Source organism: Paenibacillus xerothermodurans, from assembly GCF_002220865.2.
GTDB lineage: Bacteria > Bacillota > Bacilli > Paenibacillales > NBRC-103111 > Paenibacillus_S > Paenibacillus_S xerothermodurans.
The window spans coordinates 1-17,256 of sequence record NZ_NHRJ02000003.1; the positions used below are offsets into that span (position 1 = coordinate 1).

The 17,256-nt window shown below is 53.1% G+C and carries 15 protein-coding genes, 17 tRNA genes and 1 rRNA gene; 30 read left to right on the top strand and 3 right to left on the bottom strand.

The genetic code is table 11. The features are described 5' to 3' along the window. From CBW46_RS07255 to CBW46_RS07345, 19 genes are all read left to right on the top strand, one after another. Nucleotides 1-144 (top strand): 23S ribosomal RNA (locus CBW46_RS07255); the annotation flags it as partial. A gap of 100 nt (nt 145-244) precedes the next feature. Next, nucleotides 245-320 (top strand) — tRNA-Asn (locus tag CBW46_RS07260). 3 nt (nt 321-323) lie between these two features. Then, a tRNA-Ser gene (locus CBW46_RS07265) sits at nt 324-412 on the top strand. A gap of 21 nt (nt 413-433) precedes the next feature. After that, nucleotides 434-508, top strand: a tRNA-Glu gene (locus CBW46_RS07270). 20 nt (nt 509-528) lie between these two features. Then, nucleotides 529-604: transfer RNA gene (locus CBW46_RS07275), tRNA-Val, on the top strand. 15 nt (nt 605-619) lie between these two features. Then, nucleotides 620-696, top strand: a tRNA-Met gene (locus CBW46_RS07280). Nucleotides 697-732: 36 nt separating this feature from the next. Continuing rightward, nucleotides 733-809: transfer RNA gene (locus CBW46_RS07285), tRNA-Asp, on the top strand. Nucleotides 810-830: 21 nt separating this feature from the next. Continuing rightward, nucleotides 831-906 (top strand) — tRNA-Phe (locus tag CBW46_RS07290). 12 nt (nt 907-918) lie between these two features. Then, a tRNA-Thr gene (locus tag CBW46_RS07295) sits at nt 919-994 on the top strand. 22 nt (nt 995-1,016) lie between these two features. Continuing rightward, a tRNA-Tyr gene (locus tag CBW46_RS07300) sits at nt 1,017-1,101 on the top strand. 4 nt (nt 1,102-1,105) lie between these two features. Next, a tRNA-Trp gene (locus CBW46_RS07305) sits at nt 1,106-1,179 on the top strand. Nucleotides 1,180-1,197: 18 nt separating this feature from the next. After that, nucleotides 1,198-1,273: transfer RNA gene (locus CBW46_RS07310), tRNA-His, on the top strand. 12 nt (nt 1,274-1,285) lie between these two features. Next, nucleotides 1,286-1,357, top strand: a tRNA-Gln gene (locus CBW46_RS07315). Nucleotides 1,358-1,366: 9 nt separating this feature from the next. After that, nucleotides 1,367-1,441: transfer RNA gene (locus CBW46_RS07320), tRNA-Gly, on the top strand. Between the two features lie 8 nt (nt 1,442-1,449). Continuing rightward, nucleotides 1,450-1,523, top strand: a tRNA-Cys gene (locus CBW46_RS07325). 12 nt (nt 1,524-1,535) lie between these two features. Further along, nucleotides 1,536-1,624 (top strand) — tRNA-Leu (locus tag CBW46_RS07330). Between the two features lie 14 nt (nt 1,625-1,638). After that, a tRNA-Arg gene (locus tag CBW46_RS07335) sits at nt 1,639-1,715 on the top strand. 65 nt (nt 1,716-1,780) lie between these two features. Beyond that, nucleotides 1,781-1,860 (top strand) — tRNA-Leu (locus CBW46_RS07340). Between the two features lie 1,024 nt (nt 1,861-2,884). Beyond that, the gene (locus CBW46_RS07345; RefSeq protein WP_089199375.1) at nt 2,885-3,172 is read left to right on the top strand and encodes an alpha/beta-type small acid-soluble spore protein; all 288 of its coding nucleotides are present in this window, start codon (nt 2,885-2,887) and stop codon (nt 3,170-3,172) included. 352 nt (nt 3,173-3,524) lie between these two features. On the opposite strand, the gene CBW46_RS07350 is transcribed toward CBW46_RS07345, so the two are convergent. Both CBW46_RS07350 and glpX read right to left on the bottom strand, forming a co-directional pair. Further along, entirely contained in the window at nt 3,525-4,343 is an 819-nt protein-coding gene (locus CBW46_RS07350) for a sulfite exporter TauE/SafE family protein (protein ID WP_089199376.1), read from the bottom strand. A gap of 1,097 nt (nt 4,344-5,440) precedes the next feature. Next, on the bottom strand, nt 5,441-6,469 hold the full coding sequence (glpX, locus tag CBW46_RS07355; RefSeq protein ID WP_089199377.1) for a class II fructose-bisphosphatase: 1,029 nt from the start codon (nt 6,467-6,469) through the stop codon (nt 5,441-5,443). Between the two features lie 233 nt (nt 6,470-6,702). Here glpX and CBW46_RS07360 point away from each other — a divergent pair, with 233 nt between their 5' ends. From CBW46_RS07360 to CBW46_RS07380, 5 genes are all read left to right on the top strand, one after another. Then, on the top strand, nt 6,703-7,350 hold the full coding sequence (locus CBW46_RS07360) for a helix-turn-helix transcriptional regulator (protein ID WP_089199378.1): 648 nt from the start codon (nt 6,703-6,705) through the stop codon (nt 7,348-7,350). Nucleotides 7,351-7,634: 284 nt separating this feature from the next. Beyond that, complete coding sequence (locus CBW46_RS07365) at nt 7,635-8,438, top strand: pyruvate, water dikinase regulatory protein (protein WP_089199379.1); 804 nt, start codon at nt 7,635-7,637, stop codon at nt 8,436-8,438. Nucleotides 8,439-8,725: 287 nt separating this feature from the next. Further along, nucleotides 8,726-9,373, top strand: a complete 648-nt coding sequence (locus tag CBW46_RS07370) for an MOSC domain-containing protein (RefSeq protein WP_089199380.1) — start codon at nt 8,726-8,728, stop codon at nt 9,371-9,373. 72 nt (nt 9,374-9,445) lie between these two features. Beyond that, a complete protein-coding gene (gene mobA, locus CBW46_RS07375; protein WP_165842223.1) occupies nt 9,446-10,099 on the top strand; it encodes a molybdenum cofactor guanylyltransferase in 654 nt (217 codons plus the stop codon). Nucleotides 10,100-10,259: 160 nt separating this feature from the next. After that, nucleotides 10,260-11,498 (top strand): molybdopterin molybdotransferase MoeA, encoded by a 1,239-nt coding sequence (locus tag CBW46_RS07380; RefSeq protein WP_089199382.1) that lies wholly within the window; start codon nt 10,260-10,262, stop codon nt 11,496-11,498. Nucleotides 11,499-11,681: 183 nt separating this feature from the next. Here the strand turns inward: CBW46_RS07380 and CBW46_RS21710 are convergent, their stop codons facing one another. Next, nucleotides 11,682-11,771 (bottom strand): sporulation protein YjcZ, encoded by a 90-nt coding sequence (locus CBW46_RS21710; protein ID WP_089199383.1) that lies wholly within the window; start codon nt 11,769-11,771, stop codon nt 11,682-11,684. 339 nt (nt 11,772-12,110) lie between these two features. Between CBW46_RS21710 and CBW46_RS07395 the strand changes: the two genes are divergently transcribed. From CBW46_RS07395 to CBW46_RS07420, 6 genes are all read left to right on the top strand, one after another. Beyond that, the gene (locus tag CBW46_RS07395; protein ID WP_089199385.1) at nt 12,111-12,689 is read left to right on the top strand and encodes an RNA polymerase sigma factor; all 579 of its coding nucleotides are present in this window, start codon (nt 12,111-12,113) and stop codon (nt 12,687-12,689) included. Next, nucleotides 12,682-13,629, top strand: coding sequence for an anti-sigma factor (locus tag CBW46_RS07400; RefSeq protein WP_089199386.1), 948 nt, complete (start codon nt 12,682-12,684; stop codon nt 13,627-13,629). The genes CBW46_RS07395 and CBW46_RS07400 overlap by 8 nt, the downstream gene beginning before the upstream one ends. Nucleotides 13,630-13,824: 195 nt before the next feature. Then, nucleotides 13,825-15,033, top strand: coding sequence for a GNAT family N-acetyltransferase (locus CBW46_RS07405; RefSeq protein WP_089199387.1), 1,209 nt, complete (start codon nt 13,825-13,827; stop codon nt 15,031-15,033). Nucleotides 15,034-15,700: 667 nt separating this feature from the next. After that, entirely contained in the window at nt 15,701-16,000 is a 300-nt protein-coding gene (locus CBW46_RS07410; protein WP_089199388.1) for a LiaF transmembrane domain-containing protein, read from the top strand. Nucleotides 16,001-16,038: 38 nt separating this feature from the next. Next, nucleotides 16,039-16,728, top strand: coding sequence for a PspA/IM30 family protein (locus tag CBW46_RS07415; protein WP_089199389.1), 690 nt, complete (start codon nt 16,039-16,041; stop codon nt 16,726-16,728). Then, nucleotides 16,721-17,254 carry a PspC domain-containing protein gene (locus CBW46_RS07420; RefSeq protein ID WP_089199390.1) on the top strand — a complete coding sequence of 178 codons (534 nt, stop codon included), beginning with the start codon at nt 16,721-16,723 and terminating at the stop codon, nt 17,252-17,254. The genes CBW46_RS07415 and CBW46_RS07420 overlap by 8 nt, the downstream gene beginning before the upstream one ends. Nucleotides 17,255-17,256 lie beyond the last annotated feature (2 nt).

A 17,256-nucleotide genomic window follows, 5' to 3' on the forward strand; every position in this document is an offset into this window, starting at 1 on the left:
AAAGCATCTAAGCGCGAAGCCCCCCTCAAGATGAGATTTCCCAGTATGTAAGACCCCTTGTAGACGACGAGGTTGATAGGTTCGGGGTGGAAGCACGGTAACGTGTGCAGCTGACGAATACTAATCGGTCGAGGGCTTATCCAACTAATATACTGTCATGCCACACGCATCGACAGAGCAAGCGTTGCTCACGCTGTTGTTTCGGTTCTAGTTTTCAGGGGGCAAGCCTGGAGTACTAGAATATTCCCTGATAGCTCAGTTGGTAGAGCACTCGACTGTTAATCGAGTTGTCACAGGTTCGAGTCCTGTTCGGGGAGCCATATGGAGAGGTGTCCGAGTTGGCCGAAGGAGCACGATTGGAAATCGTGTAGGCGTCACAAGCGTCTCGAGGGTTCGAATCCCTCTCTCTCCGTAGCGTTCTTTTACACAGTGTGGCCCGTTGGTCAAGGGGTTAAGACACCTCCCTTTCACGGAGGTAACAGGGGTTCGAATCCCCTACGGGTCACCAAATATGTTATAATGGATTATGGGCGCTTAGCTCAGCTGGGAGAGCATCTGCCTTACAAGCAGAGGGTCGGCGGTTCGATCCCGTCAGCGCCCACCATAATCTTTTGATTGACGCGGGGTGGAGCAGCCCGGTAGCTCGTCGGGCTCATAACCCGAAGGCCGCAGGTTCAAATCCTGCCCCCGCAACCAATCAGCATCGAAGTAATTATACTTCGAAATTAGTGTGGAGCCGTGGTGTAGAGGCCTAACATGCCTGCCTGTCACGCAGGAGACCGCGGGTTCGAATCCCGTCGGCTCCGCCATTATTCTCAATTGCTTTGAAAGGCTCGGTAGCTCAGTCGGTAGAGCAGAGGACTGAAAATCCTCGTGTCGGCGGTTCGATTCCGTCCCGAGCCACCATTTTTATCCTAAGCCGTTGTAGCTCAATTGGTAGAGCAACTGACTTGTAATCAGTAGGTTGGGGGTTCAAGTCCTCTCGACGGCACCATGCTTTTGTTTGAACTAAATATGGAGGCTTAGTGAAGTGGCTAAACACGGCAGACTGTAAATCTGCTCTCTACGAGTTCGGTGGTTCGAATCCATCAGCCTCCACCATTATAGGGGCATAGTTTAAAGGTAGAACAAAGGTCTCCAAAACCTTTGGTGTGGGTTCGATTCCTGCTGCCCCTGCCAGCTTTAATTCTAACTGYGGCGGTCGTGGCGAAGGGGTTAACGCACTGGATTGTGGCTCCAGCAYTCGTGGGTTCAAGTCCCATCGATCGCCCCATACTCTTAATATTGGGGATTAGCCAAGCGGTAAGGCAACGGACTTTGACTCCGTCATGCCAAGGTTCGAATCCTTGATCCCCAGTGTAATCATGCGGAAGTGGCTCAGCGGTAGAGCATCGCCTTGCCAAGGCGAGGGTCGCGGGTTCGATTCCCGTCTTCCGCTCCATCATTTGTGGCGCCATAGCCAAGTGGTAAGGCAGAGCTCTGCAAAAGCTTTACCCCCAGTTCGAGTCTGGGTGGCGCCTCCAAATCTTTTACGTGCCGGAGTGGCGGAATCGGCAGACGCACAGGACTTAAAATCCTGCGGTGGGTGACCACCGTACCAGTTCAAGTCTGGTCTTCGGCACCATAATAATACGACCTGTTCCCTTAGCTCAGCTGGATAGAGCGTTTGACTACGAATCAAAAGGTCGGGAGTTCGAATCTCTCAGGGAACGCCATTCATCTTTTCATCTGATAATAATTCTGAGCGATGCATTATAACTGTTGACTCGGAACACAACAAGCCGGTGTGGCGGAATTGGCAGACGCGCGCGACTCAAAATCGTGAGGGAAACCGTGGGGGTTCGAGTCCCTTCACCGGCATTAGGAAAAACCTTGGAAAGCTTATTTTCCAAGGTTTTTTTGTATTTAATTCGACGATAAAGGCGTAGTATATGTGCCGGATGGGGTAACTTCGCGGTAATGACGACGCAAGCTTGGCCAATGGCCGGGCTTTTTTTATATGCTTGGGGCGGTTGGATTAGGGGGAGGGCGTGCCGTGTTTGTTGCCTGTCGGCTGGCACCGTCGAGTACGGCCTGCGGACAACGATTGATCGCTGAGGCTATCCGGCTGCAGTACCATGCCGGCACTCACCCACCAGCAACGCCCGCTGTGGGTCGTGGTCCTACTGAAACGGACGAGAGCCAGTTACCGACCGGATGAGGACGTATTTGAGACCAGTGTCTGTGTCGATTTGGGCTTGTCGAACCACGTGCGCGGTAGCCCCGCTCTGGAGGGTGTCCATCCTAGCTGTGACTGAGCGTGTAGGGTATGTGGAGCGACAGGCGGACTTCACACTAAATAATGCTGAGGCCACGGGCGGAGATTTGTTGTGTTCGATGGGGATAGCAGGCTAACTACCCTTCATTGTCCATTCACACAGGTGCGTGTACCATGCGGTGCATTGCGACAATCCACTTTATCTGCCAGTATGGGGTACTGTTTTCTCGTCAATCCTAAGCATCAAGGCAGACTGTCGAAGCCGAGTGTTTAAGTATCAACACTGACATATGGTCAGTGTTTGCGATATGTTTACAAAAACTAACTGATATGTGCAGAACCTATCGATTTATCACCATCATGTGAATTTATTCGACCGGCGGCGGCAAATGGAGAAGGTATAAAAACCAAAGTGATTGACACAAATGTTCGCCTATAGTGTTTCTACCGTAAGCCATATACATTCATTCTCGCGTAGAATAGATCGAGCAGGTTGATCACGTGCCAAATTAAACCTAGAAACTACCCCCACACAGTGTGCCGCTAGATGGCGAGATGCCGACGAGCGACACACAGACCGCTAGCTTCTTGGGTGGCAACGAACGGAAGCTGGAAGGAGACCCTCTCATGGTGAGACGCAGGAACAAAAATAGACTGTTAGTCCCTGAGGCGGCAGTGAGTTTGGAGTTTTTCAAAGGCAACGTAATGCGTGAACGTGGATATCAGGTCAATATGAGCCAGCCACAAAATGTGAAATATGAAGTTGCCCGCACGCTTGGCATTCCTCTCGAGCCGGGGTACAATGGCAAAATACAGGCGGAGCAAGCCGGCAAAGTCGGAGGCCACATCGGTGGCAATATGGTAAGGGAAATGATTCGGATGGCGGAGCAGAGGCTAACAGAGACACAGAAATGAAGTGGGGCCGGTTATCGCTGGTACGGAGTATGACTGACAGATAACGGACCCAGGTGAAGGCACGCCGATGGAGGTTCTGCGGGTCGAGCAGAGGCGCCGTTGGCGTCATGTGAGCGCGCAAGTAGCAGGCAAGCCTAGAGGGCGTGCTACTGAGTGAGGAAAAGGCGTTATCGGTCGTATGTGAGCGGGCAAGTGGACGGCAAGGCGAAGAGGCGGGCGAGGTGAGGAGACGGCAGCCTATTGGACGTAGACCGCGGAGTCTCCTTCTCGCACCACATGACGGCTGACAATCTTGCCCACGTTTCACACCGCTCCACACCGCTGTGTGCCGAACCCGAATGTGCTCTTGCTGCTATGCCGCGCGAATGCCTTCCCAGATCATTTTCGCGGCAACCAGCAAGAAAGTGATACGCAGCACCCACATAAGTTTTTTTGTGCTTAATGCACTGGCTATCTTGGCTCCCAGCCAGCCACCGAGCAGTGCACTCGGCGCGAGGCAGATGACCATCCACAGGTCGACTTCACCGAGGCTTAAATGTGTTATTGTGCCCATAATTGAGGCGAGAAAGATGACGAACATGGAGGTCGCCGTTGCGATATGGGGCGGGTATCGAAATAGCAGAACCATAGCCGGCACGAATAAAGAGCCACCGCCGACACCGAATAAACCGGAAATAAATCCAACAGCTAAACCAATGAACAACGCAGGCACGAAACTGTAGCCATAGTTATGGACCAGCCCTTCCGGATCTGTGTATTGTTTTTTTACACGCCACTGCACGTTCAGAGGTTTGATGTAATCGCGTAAAACGAGAAGAAGCGCCATTACCAGCATAAAAAGTCCAAAATAAAGCTGAAAAGATGCGGCGTCCACAAATTGTGTAGTGTAGGAGCCCAGCATGGCGCCAGGACCGCACGTGATGAAAAACAACCATCCACTTTTGAAGTCCACCCTGCCCTGCTTAACAAAGGTCATCGTGGATGAGAGAGCTGTAAAAATAAGAACAGCTAGGGAGGTTCCCACCGCTGTGGCTACGGAAATCTCAGCTCCAACAAACACAGGACCTAAATAAACGAGGGCAGGCACAATGATAACACCGCCCCCGAGACCCACCAGACTGCCCAAGGTCGCAGCCACCAGGCCGACCGCGGCGTAAAATAATAAACTCATGCGTTACCCTTCTTCCGACAGTAATGAACTCATGTAGTCATACTATCACATTGAGAAGGAAGGTCAATCATCCGGAGCAACACTGGGCTGCCACCGGACTACGCCACATTTGCGGAGCAGGCGCACGCCGGTGATACGAGACATGAGTGATAGTGGTCCGGGGGGAACGTCAATCCCAGCAATTCTGGTATGTACCGCCGGTCGAGAAAGATGATCAGCGAGAGGCATAAGGTCACCCGGAACACTAGGTGTGGCGGTCGGGACGAAGATGATCAGCGAGAGGCTGCGCCGTCGATGAGACCAATGTAGTTTATAGATCACATAAAGAACTACGGTCACCGGGAGCAGCGCGGATGCGTTTGGCGGAGAGACGCAGATGATCAGAGAGAGTCGCACGCCGTCGATGAGACCACTGTAGTGTATAGATCACAGTAAGGAAATACAGGTCACCCGGAGAAGTGACGATGTGTGTGACGATTGAGACAAAGATGACCAGAGAGAGTCAACCGCCCTCGATGAGACGAATGCAGCTATAGATCACACGAAAGAAGGGCAACCCGGTACAGCTTTGGTGGTTCTGTCTGCCGAGCCGCCAATGGTGTGTGTGTCGTCGCCCATGGAGAGAGCACCATCCGCGGCTACTCCGGTGGCGCATGGAGCAGCACACTCCACGGCTAAGTTCGGTCGCCCATGGAGAGAGGACTGCCGCGGCTAGTCCGGTGTGCCATAAGAGAGCACAATCCGGGGCTGGTCCGGTCGCCCGTTAAGAGAGGACACTCCACGGCTAGTCCGGTGGCCCATGGAGAGAGCACCATCCACGGCTAAGTCCGATGTGCCAATGGAGAGAGCACACTCCACGGCTAAGTCCGGTGCGCCCATGGAAGAGCGCAATCCGCCGCACTCCCGGTGCACCCTGGGAAGTAAATGCGATCCGCTGCAAACTAGATCAACAATACCGTACCGGATCAAATGGTTACACCAGATCAATGAACAAGGCGGTATGTCGGGCCTATGTGTCTGCGCTGTGTTGTTCCATAGTTACCATCTTGCCCGGTGCTGATGCAGTTTTGGCACGCGCCGCTAGGGCCTCCAAGTGGTTAAAACTTGCTGACTAAGTCATTCAGGTCGGAGGCTGACCGGCGATCCGCCGCGCCAGGTTGGACAACATTGATCAACGGTTTGTTGGGCAGGTAGTGGATGGACCGGATAAAACGGACGGTTTTGGTTTTTGCGCGCATCACGATGGAATGCGTTTCAGCGCGCTGATTGCCCAAGTACTGCACACCTGCCAGAAATTCTCCAGGCGTAATGCCGGTTGCTGCAAAAAAGACGTCCTCGGTTCCTACCATGTCCTCCATCGTAAGCAGTTTCAGGGGATCGTGAATGCCCATTTTGCGGCAGCGTATCAACTCCTCATCGCTAGAGGGCATGAGGCGGCCGAGCAGTTCACCGCCAAGGCAGCGCAGTGCCGCCGCCGCAAGCACACCTTCCGGCGCACCGCCTGAGCCGACGTACAGGTCGATACCCGACTCGGACAAGGCCGGCGCCATTGCGCCGGCCACATCGCCGTCGCTGAGCAGTTTGATGCGCACGCCGACACGGCGCAGCGTTTGAATCATACCTTGGTGCCGTTCCCGGTCTAGAATCATAACAGTCAGATTACTGAGCGGCTTATTGAGATGATGCGCGGCTTTTTTTAATGTGGCCTCTAACGGGTCGTCCAAATGAAGTTTGCCGGCCAGAGCTGGACCAACGGCTAACTTCTCCATATACATATCAGGAGCATGCAGCAGAGAGCCCTTGTTTGCCATGGCTATAACGGCCAACGCATTGTTAAGCCCCTTGGCCACTAGTTCCGTACCTTCCAGCGGGTCTACCGCGATGTCTACGTCCGGGCCTTGTCCATTGCCTACTTGTTCTCCGATATAGAGCATTGGGGCTTCATCCATCTCCCCTTCGCCTATAACCACGGTTCCTTGCACAGAAACGGAATCAAACATGGTACGCATTGCGGTAGTGGCTGCCCCGTCTGCCTGAATTTTGTCTCCACGTCCCATCCATTCCGCTGCAGATAAGGCGGCAAGCTCGGTTACTCTGACGATTTCAAGTGCTAGTTCCCTCTCCATAAGACAGTCCTCCGTTTCTTTTTTGCAGGAATTACAAAATGATTGTATCAATGAATATAGTATAATTAATACGTCATAATTATGCAATAATCAATCGAATAGGAAGTCATAATTCAAGCATATTAGGTGTTATATCACACAATAAATCGTGGGTATGCGTTTTTTCTACTAAACAACAGCCGTTTTTGATACAATATAATTGATAGTTGAGATGAAGACAGGGGGTTCCGGCCATCGAACTGACAGCCCGTCAATTACATATTGTTGAACTTGTCAAGGAACACGCACCTATCACAGGCGAGCAAATCGCAGAGATGTTGGGATTAAGCCGTCCTACGCTGCGGTCAGATCTTGCTTTGCTGGTTATGCTGGGCTATGTGGACGCCAAGCCAAAAGTAGGTTATACGCCGGGCTCGGCAATATCGCCAGGACACGAAGCGTCCCGGAAGCTGCAATCTATGAAGGTGAAAGATGTGCAATCGATGCCTGTGGTTGTGAAAGAAACAGCCTCGGTGCATGATGCTGTGGTGTCGCTTTTTATGGAAAATGTGGGAAGTTTGATTGTGGTAGATGAGGAGGGTTGTCTGTCCGGCGTAATATCAAGGAAGGATCTGCTAAAATTTACGATCGGCAATAATGCAGCGGCAGGAATGCCTGTCAGCATGGTTATGACTAGGGAGCCGAATGTCATTCATGTGCAGCAGGAGGATTTGGTGTTGGAGGCGGCCCGTAAAATGATACATCACCAGGTGGACAGCCTGCCTGTGGTGGTACCGTCGCACATCGAATCCAGCCAAGGACGGCAGCGGTGGGAGGTCGTGGGACGGGTTAGTAAGACAATGATGACTCAAATATTGCTTGATCTGGCGACAGAGCCTTAGACCGGCATGGCAGCATTAGGCCAATTGGCATTATACGCATTCCTGACGTAAGACACGGTGCCGGATGGGGTAACTTCGCCGGTGCATAATCACGGCGATCTGCGTGAACATGTCCAGCTTGCATTGCGAAGATTTAGACAAATGCGGCGTTCAGAGCTAGGCTCGGGAGAAGCTGCACCGGTTGCGTAAGTTAATAGCCTAGCAGTATCATCAGTTTTTTGGGGACCGATTTTTATCAAAGCATTCGTTATCAACCACCGTGGGAGCAAAAGGAGAAGAACCGGATGAAGGATGATCAGCGTTATGAGATTACCATCTGCTCGGATTCCGTCGGGGAGACGGCGGAAGCGGTGGTAAAAGCAACGATACGGCAGTTTGAAGCCCATCAGGTAACCACCAAACGTATTGGCCATATCAAACATGAAGAAGAAGTTCGTGCGATTATGGAGGCGGCCGCAAAGCGGGGCGGTTTTGTGGCGTATACGCTTGTGCAGCCCGAGTTGCGGGAGATGATGCGCGAGGAAGCGATTCGGCTGGGCGTGCGGGCGGTAGACATTATGGGCCCGATGATGCAGGCATTTATCGATACGTTCAATGATTCCCCCAAAAGAAAGCCCGGATTGCAGCATGAAATGGACGACGATTATTTCCGGCGGGTGGATGCCGTTGAATTTACGGTGCGGTGTGACGACGGACGTGACACGAGCGCTATGGTAAAGGCGGATATTGTGTTGATTGGCGTATCACGCACGTCTAAGACACCGCTCAGTATCTTTTTGGCACACAAAGGGTTTAAGGTCGCGAATCTGCCGCTCGTACCCGAGGCAAAGCCTCCTAAAGAGCTGTTCTTGGTCGACGCCGGCAAGATTATCGGTTTGACTATGGATCCGGAAAAGCTGCTCAAAATCAGAACGGAGCGTCTAAAGTCGGTGGGTTTGCCGAACGGGGCAAAATATGCGGCCATCGACCGGATCGTGGAAGAGTTGAATTACGCGCAAAACCTGATGCACGAGGTAGGCTGTCCGATCATTAATGTGACAGATAGGGCGATAGAAGAGACGGCAGGCATTATTATGGGTTACTTATAGATGTTGGAGATAAACTGCATGTGCTGACTCACGCGGGTGAGAGGTGCATGCTTTTTTGGCTGGCGCAGGGCAGTGCGTAGGCTGGCACTCGCTGCTTTTTCGTTTGAAGGAAGGCGGGCTGGCGATCCGTCAATGTTATTTGGTGCGGAGGCCACCGGCTGTCGAGACCCGCTTGAGGTGCGCGAGCGGACAAGCTTTTCATTTGATATGAAAAGGTTTAGTATAAATTGTGTAATTTGATGAGTCGCACATTGGTCCGAAGATAGATAAAGGAAGGTTCATGCCCTATGCAGCTTCTTTCAATTAACGTGAGCAAGCCGCTGCCGGTAAATTATCAGGGGAGAACGCTGAACACCGGAATTTTTAAGCTCCCGGTGGCCGGGAAGGTATGGCTGTCCGAGCTGAATTTAGCAGACGACGGTCAGGCGGATCTAATCCATCACGGTGGAGCAGACAAAGCTGTTTGTGTCTATTCGGTGGAGCATTATCCTTTTTGGGAGGAGAAGCTGCAGCGAAAGCTGGTTTACGGGGCGTTCGGTGAAAATTTCACGGTATCGGGGCTGGCTGAAGCGGAGATACATGTCGGAGATGTGTATGCCGTGGGCGAAGCGGTGGTGCAAGTCAGCCAACCGCGACAGCCTTGCTTTAAGCTCGGCTATAAGCACCAGGCGCCGGCTCTGCCCGAGCAGATACAGTCGACCGGATACACAGGCTTTTATTTTCGCGTGCTGAAACCAGGGTATGCCACTGCAGGTGAAATCATTCGTCTGGTCGAGCGTCATCCCGGCGGAGTCACAATTGCTGACGCGCATCGGCTTAGGAATACAGACGTGAGAGATATAAAGGCAATACGTGAGCTGCTGAGTGTCGACGCCTTGTCCGATAGCTGGCGTAAGTCTTTTGAAAGAAAGCTAAATGCTGAGTTGAATTCATAGTTTTGGATTGCGCCGGAGATAGTAGCGTTGACAACGGAGATGGAATTTTGACGGAAGATGGAGGAAATAACGTTGACTAGCGTAAGCCGGCAGCAGATAACAGGCGTTGTGTTGGCTGGGGGTTTGAATCGGCGCATGGGGGGAAGGCTGAAGGCCCTGTTGGAGCTCAATGGACAAGCATTCATCCATCGGCAGCTGGACGAGATGAGTAAACTGTGCGGGGAAGTTGTTATTGTGACAAATCAGCCTGAGTTATTCGCGCTGGAGTGCCGTCAGCTGAAAGAGCGACGGTTGGACGCGCGTTTTGTGCGTGATCTGCACCCTGGCAAAGGGCCTTTGGCCGGGCTGCAGGCAGCAATGGCGGCAGCTGACCACGATAACCTGTGGGTGGTGGCATGCGACATGCCCTACATTTCGGCTGCGGCTGCGGCTTTGCTGCACGAGGTGCGGAGTGCTCACGACCATGATGCGGCAGTGCCTGTGCTGCGCGGCCGGCTGCAGCCGCTGCATGCCATGTACCATCGCCGAAGCCGCGGTATCATTGATAAGCTGCTTGATCAGGGACAGTACAAGATGACTGGGCTGCTTGAGCAGTTGGATTATGCTAGGGTGGAGGATCGTGTATTGGAACAGCGCGGCATCCGCACGGGATTCGCAGAAAACGTGAATACGCCTGAGGATTTGGAATTGTTACAAAATCACAAGGGGTGCGGTGGATCGCTGTGAGGCGGCGCGCTGTCAATGAAATGCCGGCGCAATAAAACCGTACACCGGATGTACTGGTCTGTCCAATGTTGAAAATGACGTTGACTGACGTTCATGATCTGTCCAGCATGAGAAATATATGAAAAACTACGCAGAATGTCACAGATCGGAGGATAACATCATGTCGGGTTTCAGATTTCAGCGCAAGCTGGTGCAGGTGGAGGAGGCGCAGCAGGCGGTGCTGCGATACGCCCGTCTGCAGGCGGCGGAGCGGGTACCGCTCGCCGAAAGCTTCGGGCGAAGGCTGGCGGAGCCGGTTGCGGCAAGCCATCCGGTGCCGCATTTTCGCCGGTCTGGCGTGGATGGGTACGCAGTGTACGCCGCAGATAGCGTCGACGCGTCGCCGGATCGTTCGGTTAGCCTGCAGGTGACCGAAATGATCCCGGCGGGATCGATGCCCTCGCAGCGCGTCGAGAGGGGGCAGGCGGCGCGCATTATGACGGGCGCTGCGGTGCCGGACGGCGCCGATGCCGTCATTATGCTGGAAATGACCGAGAGCTCGGACGATGAGGTGCGAATCCGCAAGCGCATGTCGGCGGGGGAGAATATCACACCGATCGGACAAGAGGTGCTTGAAGGTGAACCCCTTCTGCAGCCCGGCAGGACGTTAGGAGCCGGTGAAGCAGCTGTTCTGGCCACCTTCGGGTATGAGCACGTCAATGTGTATCGTAAGCCTCGCGTGGCCATCTTTTCGACCGGCTCGGAGTTATTGGAGGTTGGCAGTCAGCTGCAGCCGAGCAAAATCCGCAACAGCAACAGCTATATGATCGCTAGTCTTGTGCATAACGCTGGAGCAGTTCCGCTTATTATGCCTATATTGCCTGATGAACCGGAACAGGTGGAGCAAGCGCTGTTGGATGTGTTGGAAGAAGTGGATTGCATCGTCACAACCGGCGGCGTCTCGGTTGGTGATAAGGATGTGCTGGTCGATTTGTTTGAACGTTGGGACGGTTTGTTGTTGTTTAACAAAGTGGCAATGAGACCTGGCAGCCCGACCTCGGTGGGTGTATGGCGAGATAAGCTGATTTTCGCCTTATCAGGCAATCCTGGAGCGAGTTTTGTTGGTTTTCAGCTATTTGTTCGTCCATTTCTGCGCAGCGCAATGGGGCATCCGCGGGCGATTGCCTCGCCTATCAGCGGCTTTATAGGAACGGACTATTCGAAGGGCTCAGCGTATCCGCGTTACGTGAGAGGTGTGATGAAGTTCGATAATGGGCAGGTGAACGTGAAGCCGGCAGGAGAAGACAAGTCGAGCATAATGGTTTCGATCAAGGATGCCGACTGTTTGATTTACATTCCCGCAGGCGGCCGAGGAGCCGCAGCGGGAGACCAGGTTCGTATTTTTCCGATCAACGATTAGCTGTGCGGACAATGATCGGGTTTGTGGACACCATCCGGTGTGCGGATGATGATCGGGCATGCATGTTACATGAGATGTGCAGAGAACATCACACGTATACAAGATGGTCGAAAATGGATAAGTAAACAGAAATCCCCGGATCAGCGCATTTGAGCTCGACCGGGGATTTTGCGCTGGCTGGCCTCACACAAAACCACGGGAAACAATAACCAGTAGGATAAACAATACCAGAATCACACCTATAGATGTGTAAAATCCGCCGACGTGGCTCATTAGAAATCCCCCTTTCACACGACATACTACAGCATATGACGGAGGGGGATCTGCGGATTGTGTGTTGGCCCGGCCAGCAGCGGCGGGCAGTGGTGGCACATGCCGGGAAGCATAATGCAGCCAAACAAAATTATCGTTCCTGGGAGCCGGTAACAACCGTAGAAATTCCTATAGACTTGGGTTACAATGACGACATAGCTTGCATGGAGCGGATGTATATCTGCTGCATGAGCATTCGACAGCAGTGATATACCGTGAATGACCACATTCTATGAGAAGATATACAATGTCGTCGCGGTGGTTTTTCTCTCTGGGAGTTGGACGAAAGGGGATTGGTGAGTGAACAAAGCTAAAACAAAACAATTTCCTACGAACCCCACCGCGGGTAGAAACCCGGCGGCATTGGAAAGGCTCTACGCCCGATTTGAGCGCCCTCTGTGTAATTTTGTGTTTCGCATAACGCAGGACGCAATCTTCACGGAGGAGGTTATGCTGGAGCTATTCGGACGGATTTGGCACCGAAAGGTGCGTTTCAGCGGACCCGAGGGCCAACTGCAAAGCTGGATGTTTGCCAACGCGCGAAACATAGCAGTGGATTTGCTTCGGCGAAAAAGAAATCGTACTCCTGCAGATGTGACGGAGCGAGAAGCAGTTGTTTCACCGCACAGAAGCGGCACGGGCAGAGAGGTTGAAGTTATCGGTGCTGCGGGTGATCAGAGCAAAGAAGTTTTCGCAGGACTCACGCAAGAGCAAAAGCAGGTCGTTGAATGGATTTATTATCAGGGATACACGTGGCAAGAGGTGGCTGCAACGCACAATGTGCCGGCGCGCGTGGTGAACGCTCTCGTTCGCTCCGCTATGAAGAGAATGGCCAGGAGCTTGGCCGACGCGGAAAGGGGGCATCCCTCGCATGTCTAGCAGATACTCTGATAAGCTGTGTGAGCTGGTTGAACTGTATGCCTTGGATGGTCTGGAGGTGCATCAGAAAGTTACGTTCGAGCACCATTTGACCGAATGTGCATTATGTCGCAATCAGCTGATCCAACTTCAACATGTGGTGGATTTGCTGCCGCTAGCGGCAGAGCCGACATATATACCTGCATCTATGCGGGAGCGTGTGCTCAGAGGTGCGCGAAATGAAGCAGCCGCCGCTGCAGCCGAGCGGGCTGGTGGGGCGGCTTGGCAGCCACAGGGCCAGGCCGTGCAGCTAATTTCAGGCGAATGCCCCAATCGAAGCGCTCTGCCGGCAGCGCTCACATCTGAGGAGCAGGAAACCCCGGAACTGAGCCGACGTGCCACATACGCAGAGCGAAATGAACGAAAGGCCGGACGATGGCGATGGATCAGTGTGGGACTTGCTGCTGCGGTCTTCGGGCTGTGTCTGTGGAGCTACCAACTGCAGCGCAATGGAACACTGTTAACGGCCAACCTGGCAGAGGCTAACAATATGCTGCAAGAGTCGGAGACGAAGCTCGCTGGCGTGCAAGCGGAGTTAACCGCGGCGAAACAGCCGGCAGAGGCGCTCAAGGCCACCCAAACCGTTATTTTAACCCCAACTATTGCAGCACTTGGCTGTAAAGCCAATGCCAGTATCGCGTCGGATAAGAGGGGCACGCATCTCATACTGCAAGCGGAGGATCTCCCTCCGATCCAGCAGCAGGAGGTTTTTCAGGTGTGGTTGATCAAGGGGAATCAGCCCGTAAACGCAGGAACATTCTATCCATACAACGGCCGGGGGGCCCTGTATTACACCTTTGAACCCGCAGATTATGACATGGTATCCATCACGATAGAACCGGATGCGCTTGGCGTTCAGCCCCGGGGTACGACAATTTTGGCAGCGGGGCTGAAAGGGTAGTGTTGCAGGCCTGTGCTTCCGAGCTTAGCCAAGATGTACTTGTGTACTGCTCTCACGCTTGTGCTCTTCTGCTGATGGTACCATGCGCACCGCTGGAATTTGTATCCGCGAACACGCTGTTGAGTTGAAGAAGTGGGATGCCCCCACCGTACTTCGTTAACGTGATGTCACATATAAATCGTGGGAGGTAGTCAAATGAATGAGCCGGAGATCCGTCTGATTCCGAAAGAGCAATACCTGGAAAGCTTGTCCTTGTCAGAGTTTGCGTTCCAGATGGAGTTGGCCCCGCAGGCCCGAGAAGAAAAGATTGCCCAATGGAAGGAAGAAGAGCACTGGGGGGCTTACGTAGACGGCAGACTCGCCGCGCGCATGATGGTGCTCGGGTTACATACTTGGCTGCACGGGAAGCGTTGGGCGATGGGCGGTATCGCATCGGTCGCCACGTGGCCCGAGTACCGGCGCGGCGGCTTGGTCGCAGGTTTGCTGCGCAACGCACTGCGAGTGATGCGGGAGAACGGCCAAACACTGTCCTATCTTCATCCTTTTCAATTCGCGTTTTACAGAAAGTTTGGTTGGGAGACCTACACCGAGACCAAAAAATACGAGATTCCCACTGCCCTTTTACCGAAGCTGCCTGCTCAAGCCGGCCGTGTAATTCGGCCGGGCGAAGATGTCGAACTGTTAAACAGCATTTACCGCAGTTTTGCGGTGCGCTATAACGGCACTCTGGATCGGGATGACGTGTGGTGGAAGCAGCGTATTTTTGCCAATAAGAAAGGGCAAGCGGCGGTCTACTACGATGCAGCCAATGCGCCGTGCGGTTATGTGTATTACCAAGTAAAGGAGCGGGTATGCCAGATTCATGAGCTGGTAGCGCTGAACCGGGAGGCGCAGAAGGGATTGTGGCGGTTTATTGCGGACCACGACTCCATGATTGATAAAGTGACGCTGAGCGCGCCAAGCGATGACCGGCTCCCCTTTCTGCTGGAAAATCCACGGATTAAGCAGGAGATTATGCCCTACTTCATGGCACGCATCGTGGATCTTGAGCGATTTTTACAGCTGTTTCCGTTTGCAGCGCCGGAAGGTCAGAAGCAGCGGCAGTCCGAGATCCAACTGCATGTCACCGACGAGCACGCCGAGTGGAACAACGCCTGGTTCGCCGTGCGGATAGAATCGGATGGCAGCGTACGCACGGAAAAAATGCCGGATAGTGAAGGCGCAAACATAGCCAGCACACCGTCGATCGCTTGCGACATCGCTACATTGACCACCATGATGATGAGCTATCAAAGGCCGGCCTTTCTGTGGGAAATTGAGCGACTGCGCGGGGATGAAGCGGCGCTGGATCTGCTGGAGGCGATCATTCCCCACCGCCAAACGTATCTTCCCGATTTTTTCTGAGTTGTGTACGATTCTCCCTCGATAATATAAATTTTCAGATGTGAAAAAAGTGTCCTGATTGCCAAGAGCAGCCAGCCTGTACCCACAGAGCTAGCTGCTTTTTTGCATGCGTTAGATGGTGTAGCCTCGTACAACTGCCGGGCACAGGGAGCTCATGATTTTGCTTGCTGGCCGTTGTCGCTGCATAGCCACCGAAATGTTTTGTGATTTGTATGTCCCAGCTTCCGGCCCCTCCAGACCTTTGCAAAGGTCGACCAGGCACTGCCCGCCGTCGTCCTGCAAGCGGGATGGAGGCAGCTTGTACGAAAGTAAGATTATCAGGCTTCCTGAGCCAACAGGTAATTATCCACGTCGGTAGATTCTGCGTAGGTTCCCCTTCCCGTAGTCGCCGGTCTTGTGAAGACTTGGCCCCCAGTTTGGTATTCCGTTACCTCAGCTCCAACCTCGGTCATGGCTCCCGCCGTTTTTTTCGTGCTTGCCGTTGCGTTGGCAGTTCCACGCAGCGCATGGAGCAGAGCCGCATATAACGTCGCCTTAAGACGCGGCTGGTCCCCGTCTTTAGTCTAGGTCTAAAAACCGCCGCAGGTCCGTTTTGGAAAGCTGTGTAAAACCCTACAATAAAGACATAAAGAAACGACAACACACAACGGAAGGCGGTGATACATAAATGAGACTGAATCGACAAAGCGGATTTGCTCTGCTGCTGATCATGCTCGGAGCGCTGATCTTGCTGAATAAATTTGGCGTCCACACCGGTTACATTATGAACTATCTGTTTCCAGTCGCGTTGATTGGTTTGGGCTGGGTGGGAGTAAAAAATGGCAAATCTTTTTTCGGACTGATTTTCATGGCCATCGGCGGTTTGATTTTGTTGGCGAAGCTGTCCGGATTGATCGCGATTGCCTTTGCTATTGGGCTGATCATCTACGGATGCTGCATGCTAACAAAGAAATCCAGCGTTTACTAATCTAATCGTACGGGAGTTCGGGAAAGGATGGTTAGAGTATGAGTTTGAGCAAGCGGTTCAGAGATATTACGGTAGCAACCTTCAATGAAATGTTAGAGCAATCGGAAGATCCGGTACGTTTAATTGACAAATATTTGAGCTCTCAAGCGGAGCATATCCGCGAGTCGGAGAGGCTATTGCAACAGTGTTTATCTCATGCGGCAACGCTGCGGCAGACATACCTGACAGCCGCACAGCTGAAGGAACGCCGCGAAGAACAAGCGTTCATCGCCATGAAGGCAGGCGAAGAGGGCATGGCCCGCATTGCGCTGCAAGACAAACTGCAGCAAGAGGAGCGCAGCGAGCAGTATAGAGCGCTCTACGAGCAGAGCAAGCTCGGCATCGTTGAGTTGGAGTCGCAGCTGCAGCAAATCAAAGCGGATTTCGACGAGATTGCTGCGAAGCGCAGCTATTACATTGCCCGGCTCGAGAGCATCCGCCTGCAGCAGCGCATGAATGAACGTTTGCGCAGCATGGGGCTGGGCACGGGGGGCACTTCTCCCCGGATGTTCGACAGACTGGAAGAGCGCGTAAGCGATATGGAGTTGTCGGCTCGGACCTTGCGCGAAGTGAGAATGTATGGGCGCGGAGCGGAAGCCGCCGGCAGCGCAGCGTCTCACGAGCTTGACCAGGAGATGGCTAAGCTGAAATCGAAACTCGAGCAGGAGGGTTGGATGCGTCATGAGTAAATTATATCGTTCACGTACCGACCGTTATATATCAGGGTTGTGCGGAGGCATATCGGAAAAGCTGGGCATTGACTCCATTTGGATTCGTTTGCTGGTAGTTATAACGACATTCTTTTCCGGAGGAATAGTGATCCCGCTGTACTTCTTGGCAGTGATCGTGGTGCCGAAGGAACCGTTCATAGCAGGACCCTTTGGTCCGGCGCAGGGATTCGGTAGTCCGGGCCCAGGCGCCTGGCAGGACAATGCATCACAGTATGCGCAGCAATGGGGTCAAAACTGGGGCAAACATTGGGGCTCAAAGCAAGGTCACTCCGGCTGGAGCAGTAAACACAATACGTATGACGCGCAATACAGCCAGTCCGGCTACGGGTTTCAGGGACAGCCGGGAGCGAGCGCGCCTCAATCTGATTTCGACGAGAAAATGCAGGATATAGAAAAAAAGGCCATGTGGAAAGAAATACAAGAACTGCGGGCTAAACTCGCGGCGTATGAGAAAAACCAACAAACCAATAAAGGGGATGTGTGATC

What these genes read in the sequence shown, in the direction of transcription:
- CBW46_RS07410 (WP_089199388.1), top strand. Translation starts at nt 15,701, where the DNA reads ATGAGACTGAATCGACAAAGCGGATTTGCTCTGCTGCTGATCATGCTC.
- CBW46_RS07345 (WP_089199375.1), top strand. Translation starts at nt 2,885, where the DNA reads ATGGTGAGACGCAGGAACAAAAATAGACTGTTAGTCCCTGAGGCGGCA.
- CBW46_RS07400 (WP_089199386.1), top strand. Translation starts at nt 12,682, where the DNA reads ATGTCTAGCAGATACTCTGATAAGCTGTGTGAGCTGGTTGAACTGTAT.
- CBW46_RS07420 (WP_089199390.1), top strand. Translation starts at nt 16,721, where the DNA reads ATGAGTAAATTATATCGTTCACGTACCGACCGTTATATATCAGGGTTG.
- CBW46_RS07380 (WP_089199382.1), top strand. Translation starts at nt 10,260, where the DNA reads ATGTCGGGTTTCAGATTTCAGCGCAAGCTGGTGCAGGTGGAGGAGGCG.
- glpX (WP_089199377.1), bottom strand. Translation starts at nt 6,469, where the DNA reads ATGGAGAGGGAACTAGCACTTGAAATCGTCAGAGTAACCGAGCTTGCC.
- CBW46_RS07365 (WP_089199379.1), top strand. Translation starts at nt 7,635, where the DNA reads ATGAAGGATGATCAGCGTTATGAGATTACCATCTGCTCGGATTCCGTC.
- CBW46_RS21710 (WP_089199383.1), bottom strand. Translation starts at nt 11,771, where the DNA reads ATGAGCCACGTCGGCGGATTTTACACATCTATAGGTGTGATTCTGGTA.
- CBW46_RS07370 (WP_089199380.1), top strand. Translation starts at nt 8,726, where the DNA reads ATGCAGCTTCTTTCAATTAACGTGAGCAAGCCGCTGCCGGTAAATTAT.
- CBW46_RS07350 (WP_089199376.1), bottom strand. Translation starts at nt 4,343, where the DNA reads ATGAGTTTATTATTTTACGCCGCGGTCGGCCTGGTGGCTGCGACCTTG.
- CBW46_RS07405 (WP_089199387.1), top strand. Translation starts at nt 13,825, where the DNA reads ATGAATGAGCCGGAGATCCGTCTGATTCCGAAAGAGCAATACCTGGAA.
- CBW46_RS07415 (WP_089199389.1), top strand. Translation starts at nt 16,039, where the DNA reads ATGAGTTTGAGCAAGCGGTTCAGAGATATTACGGTAGCAACCTTCAAT.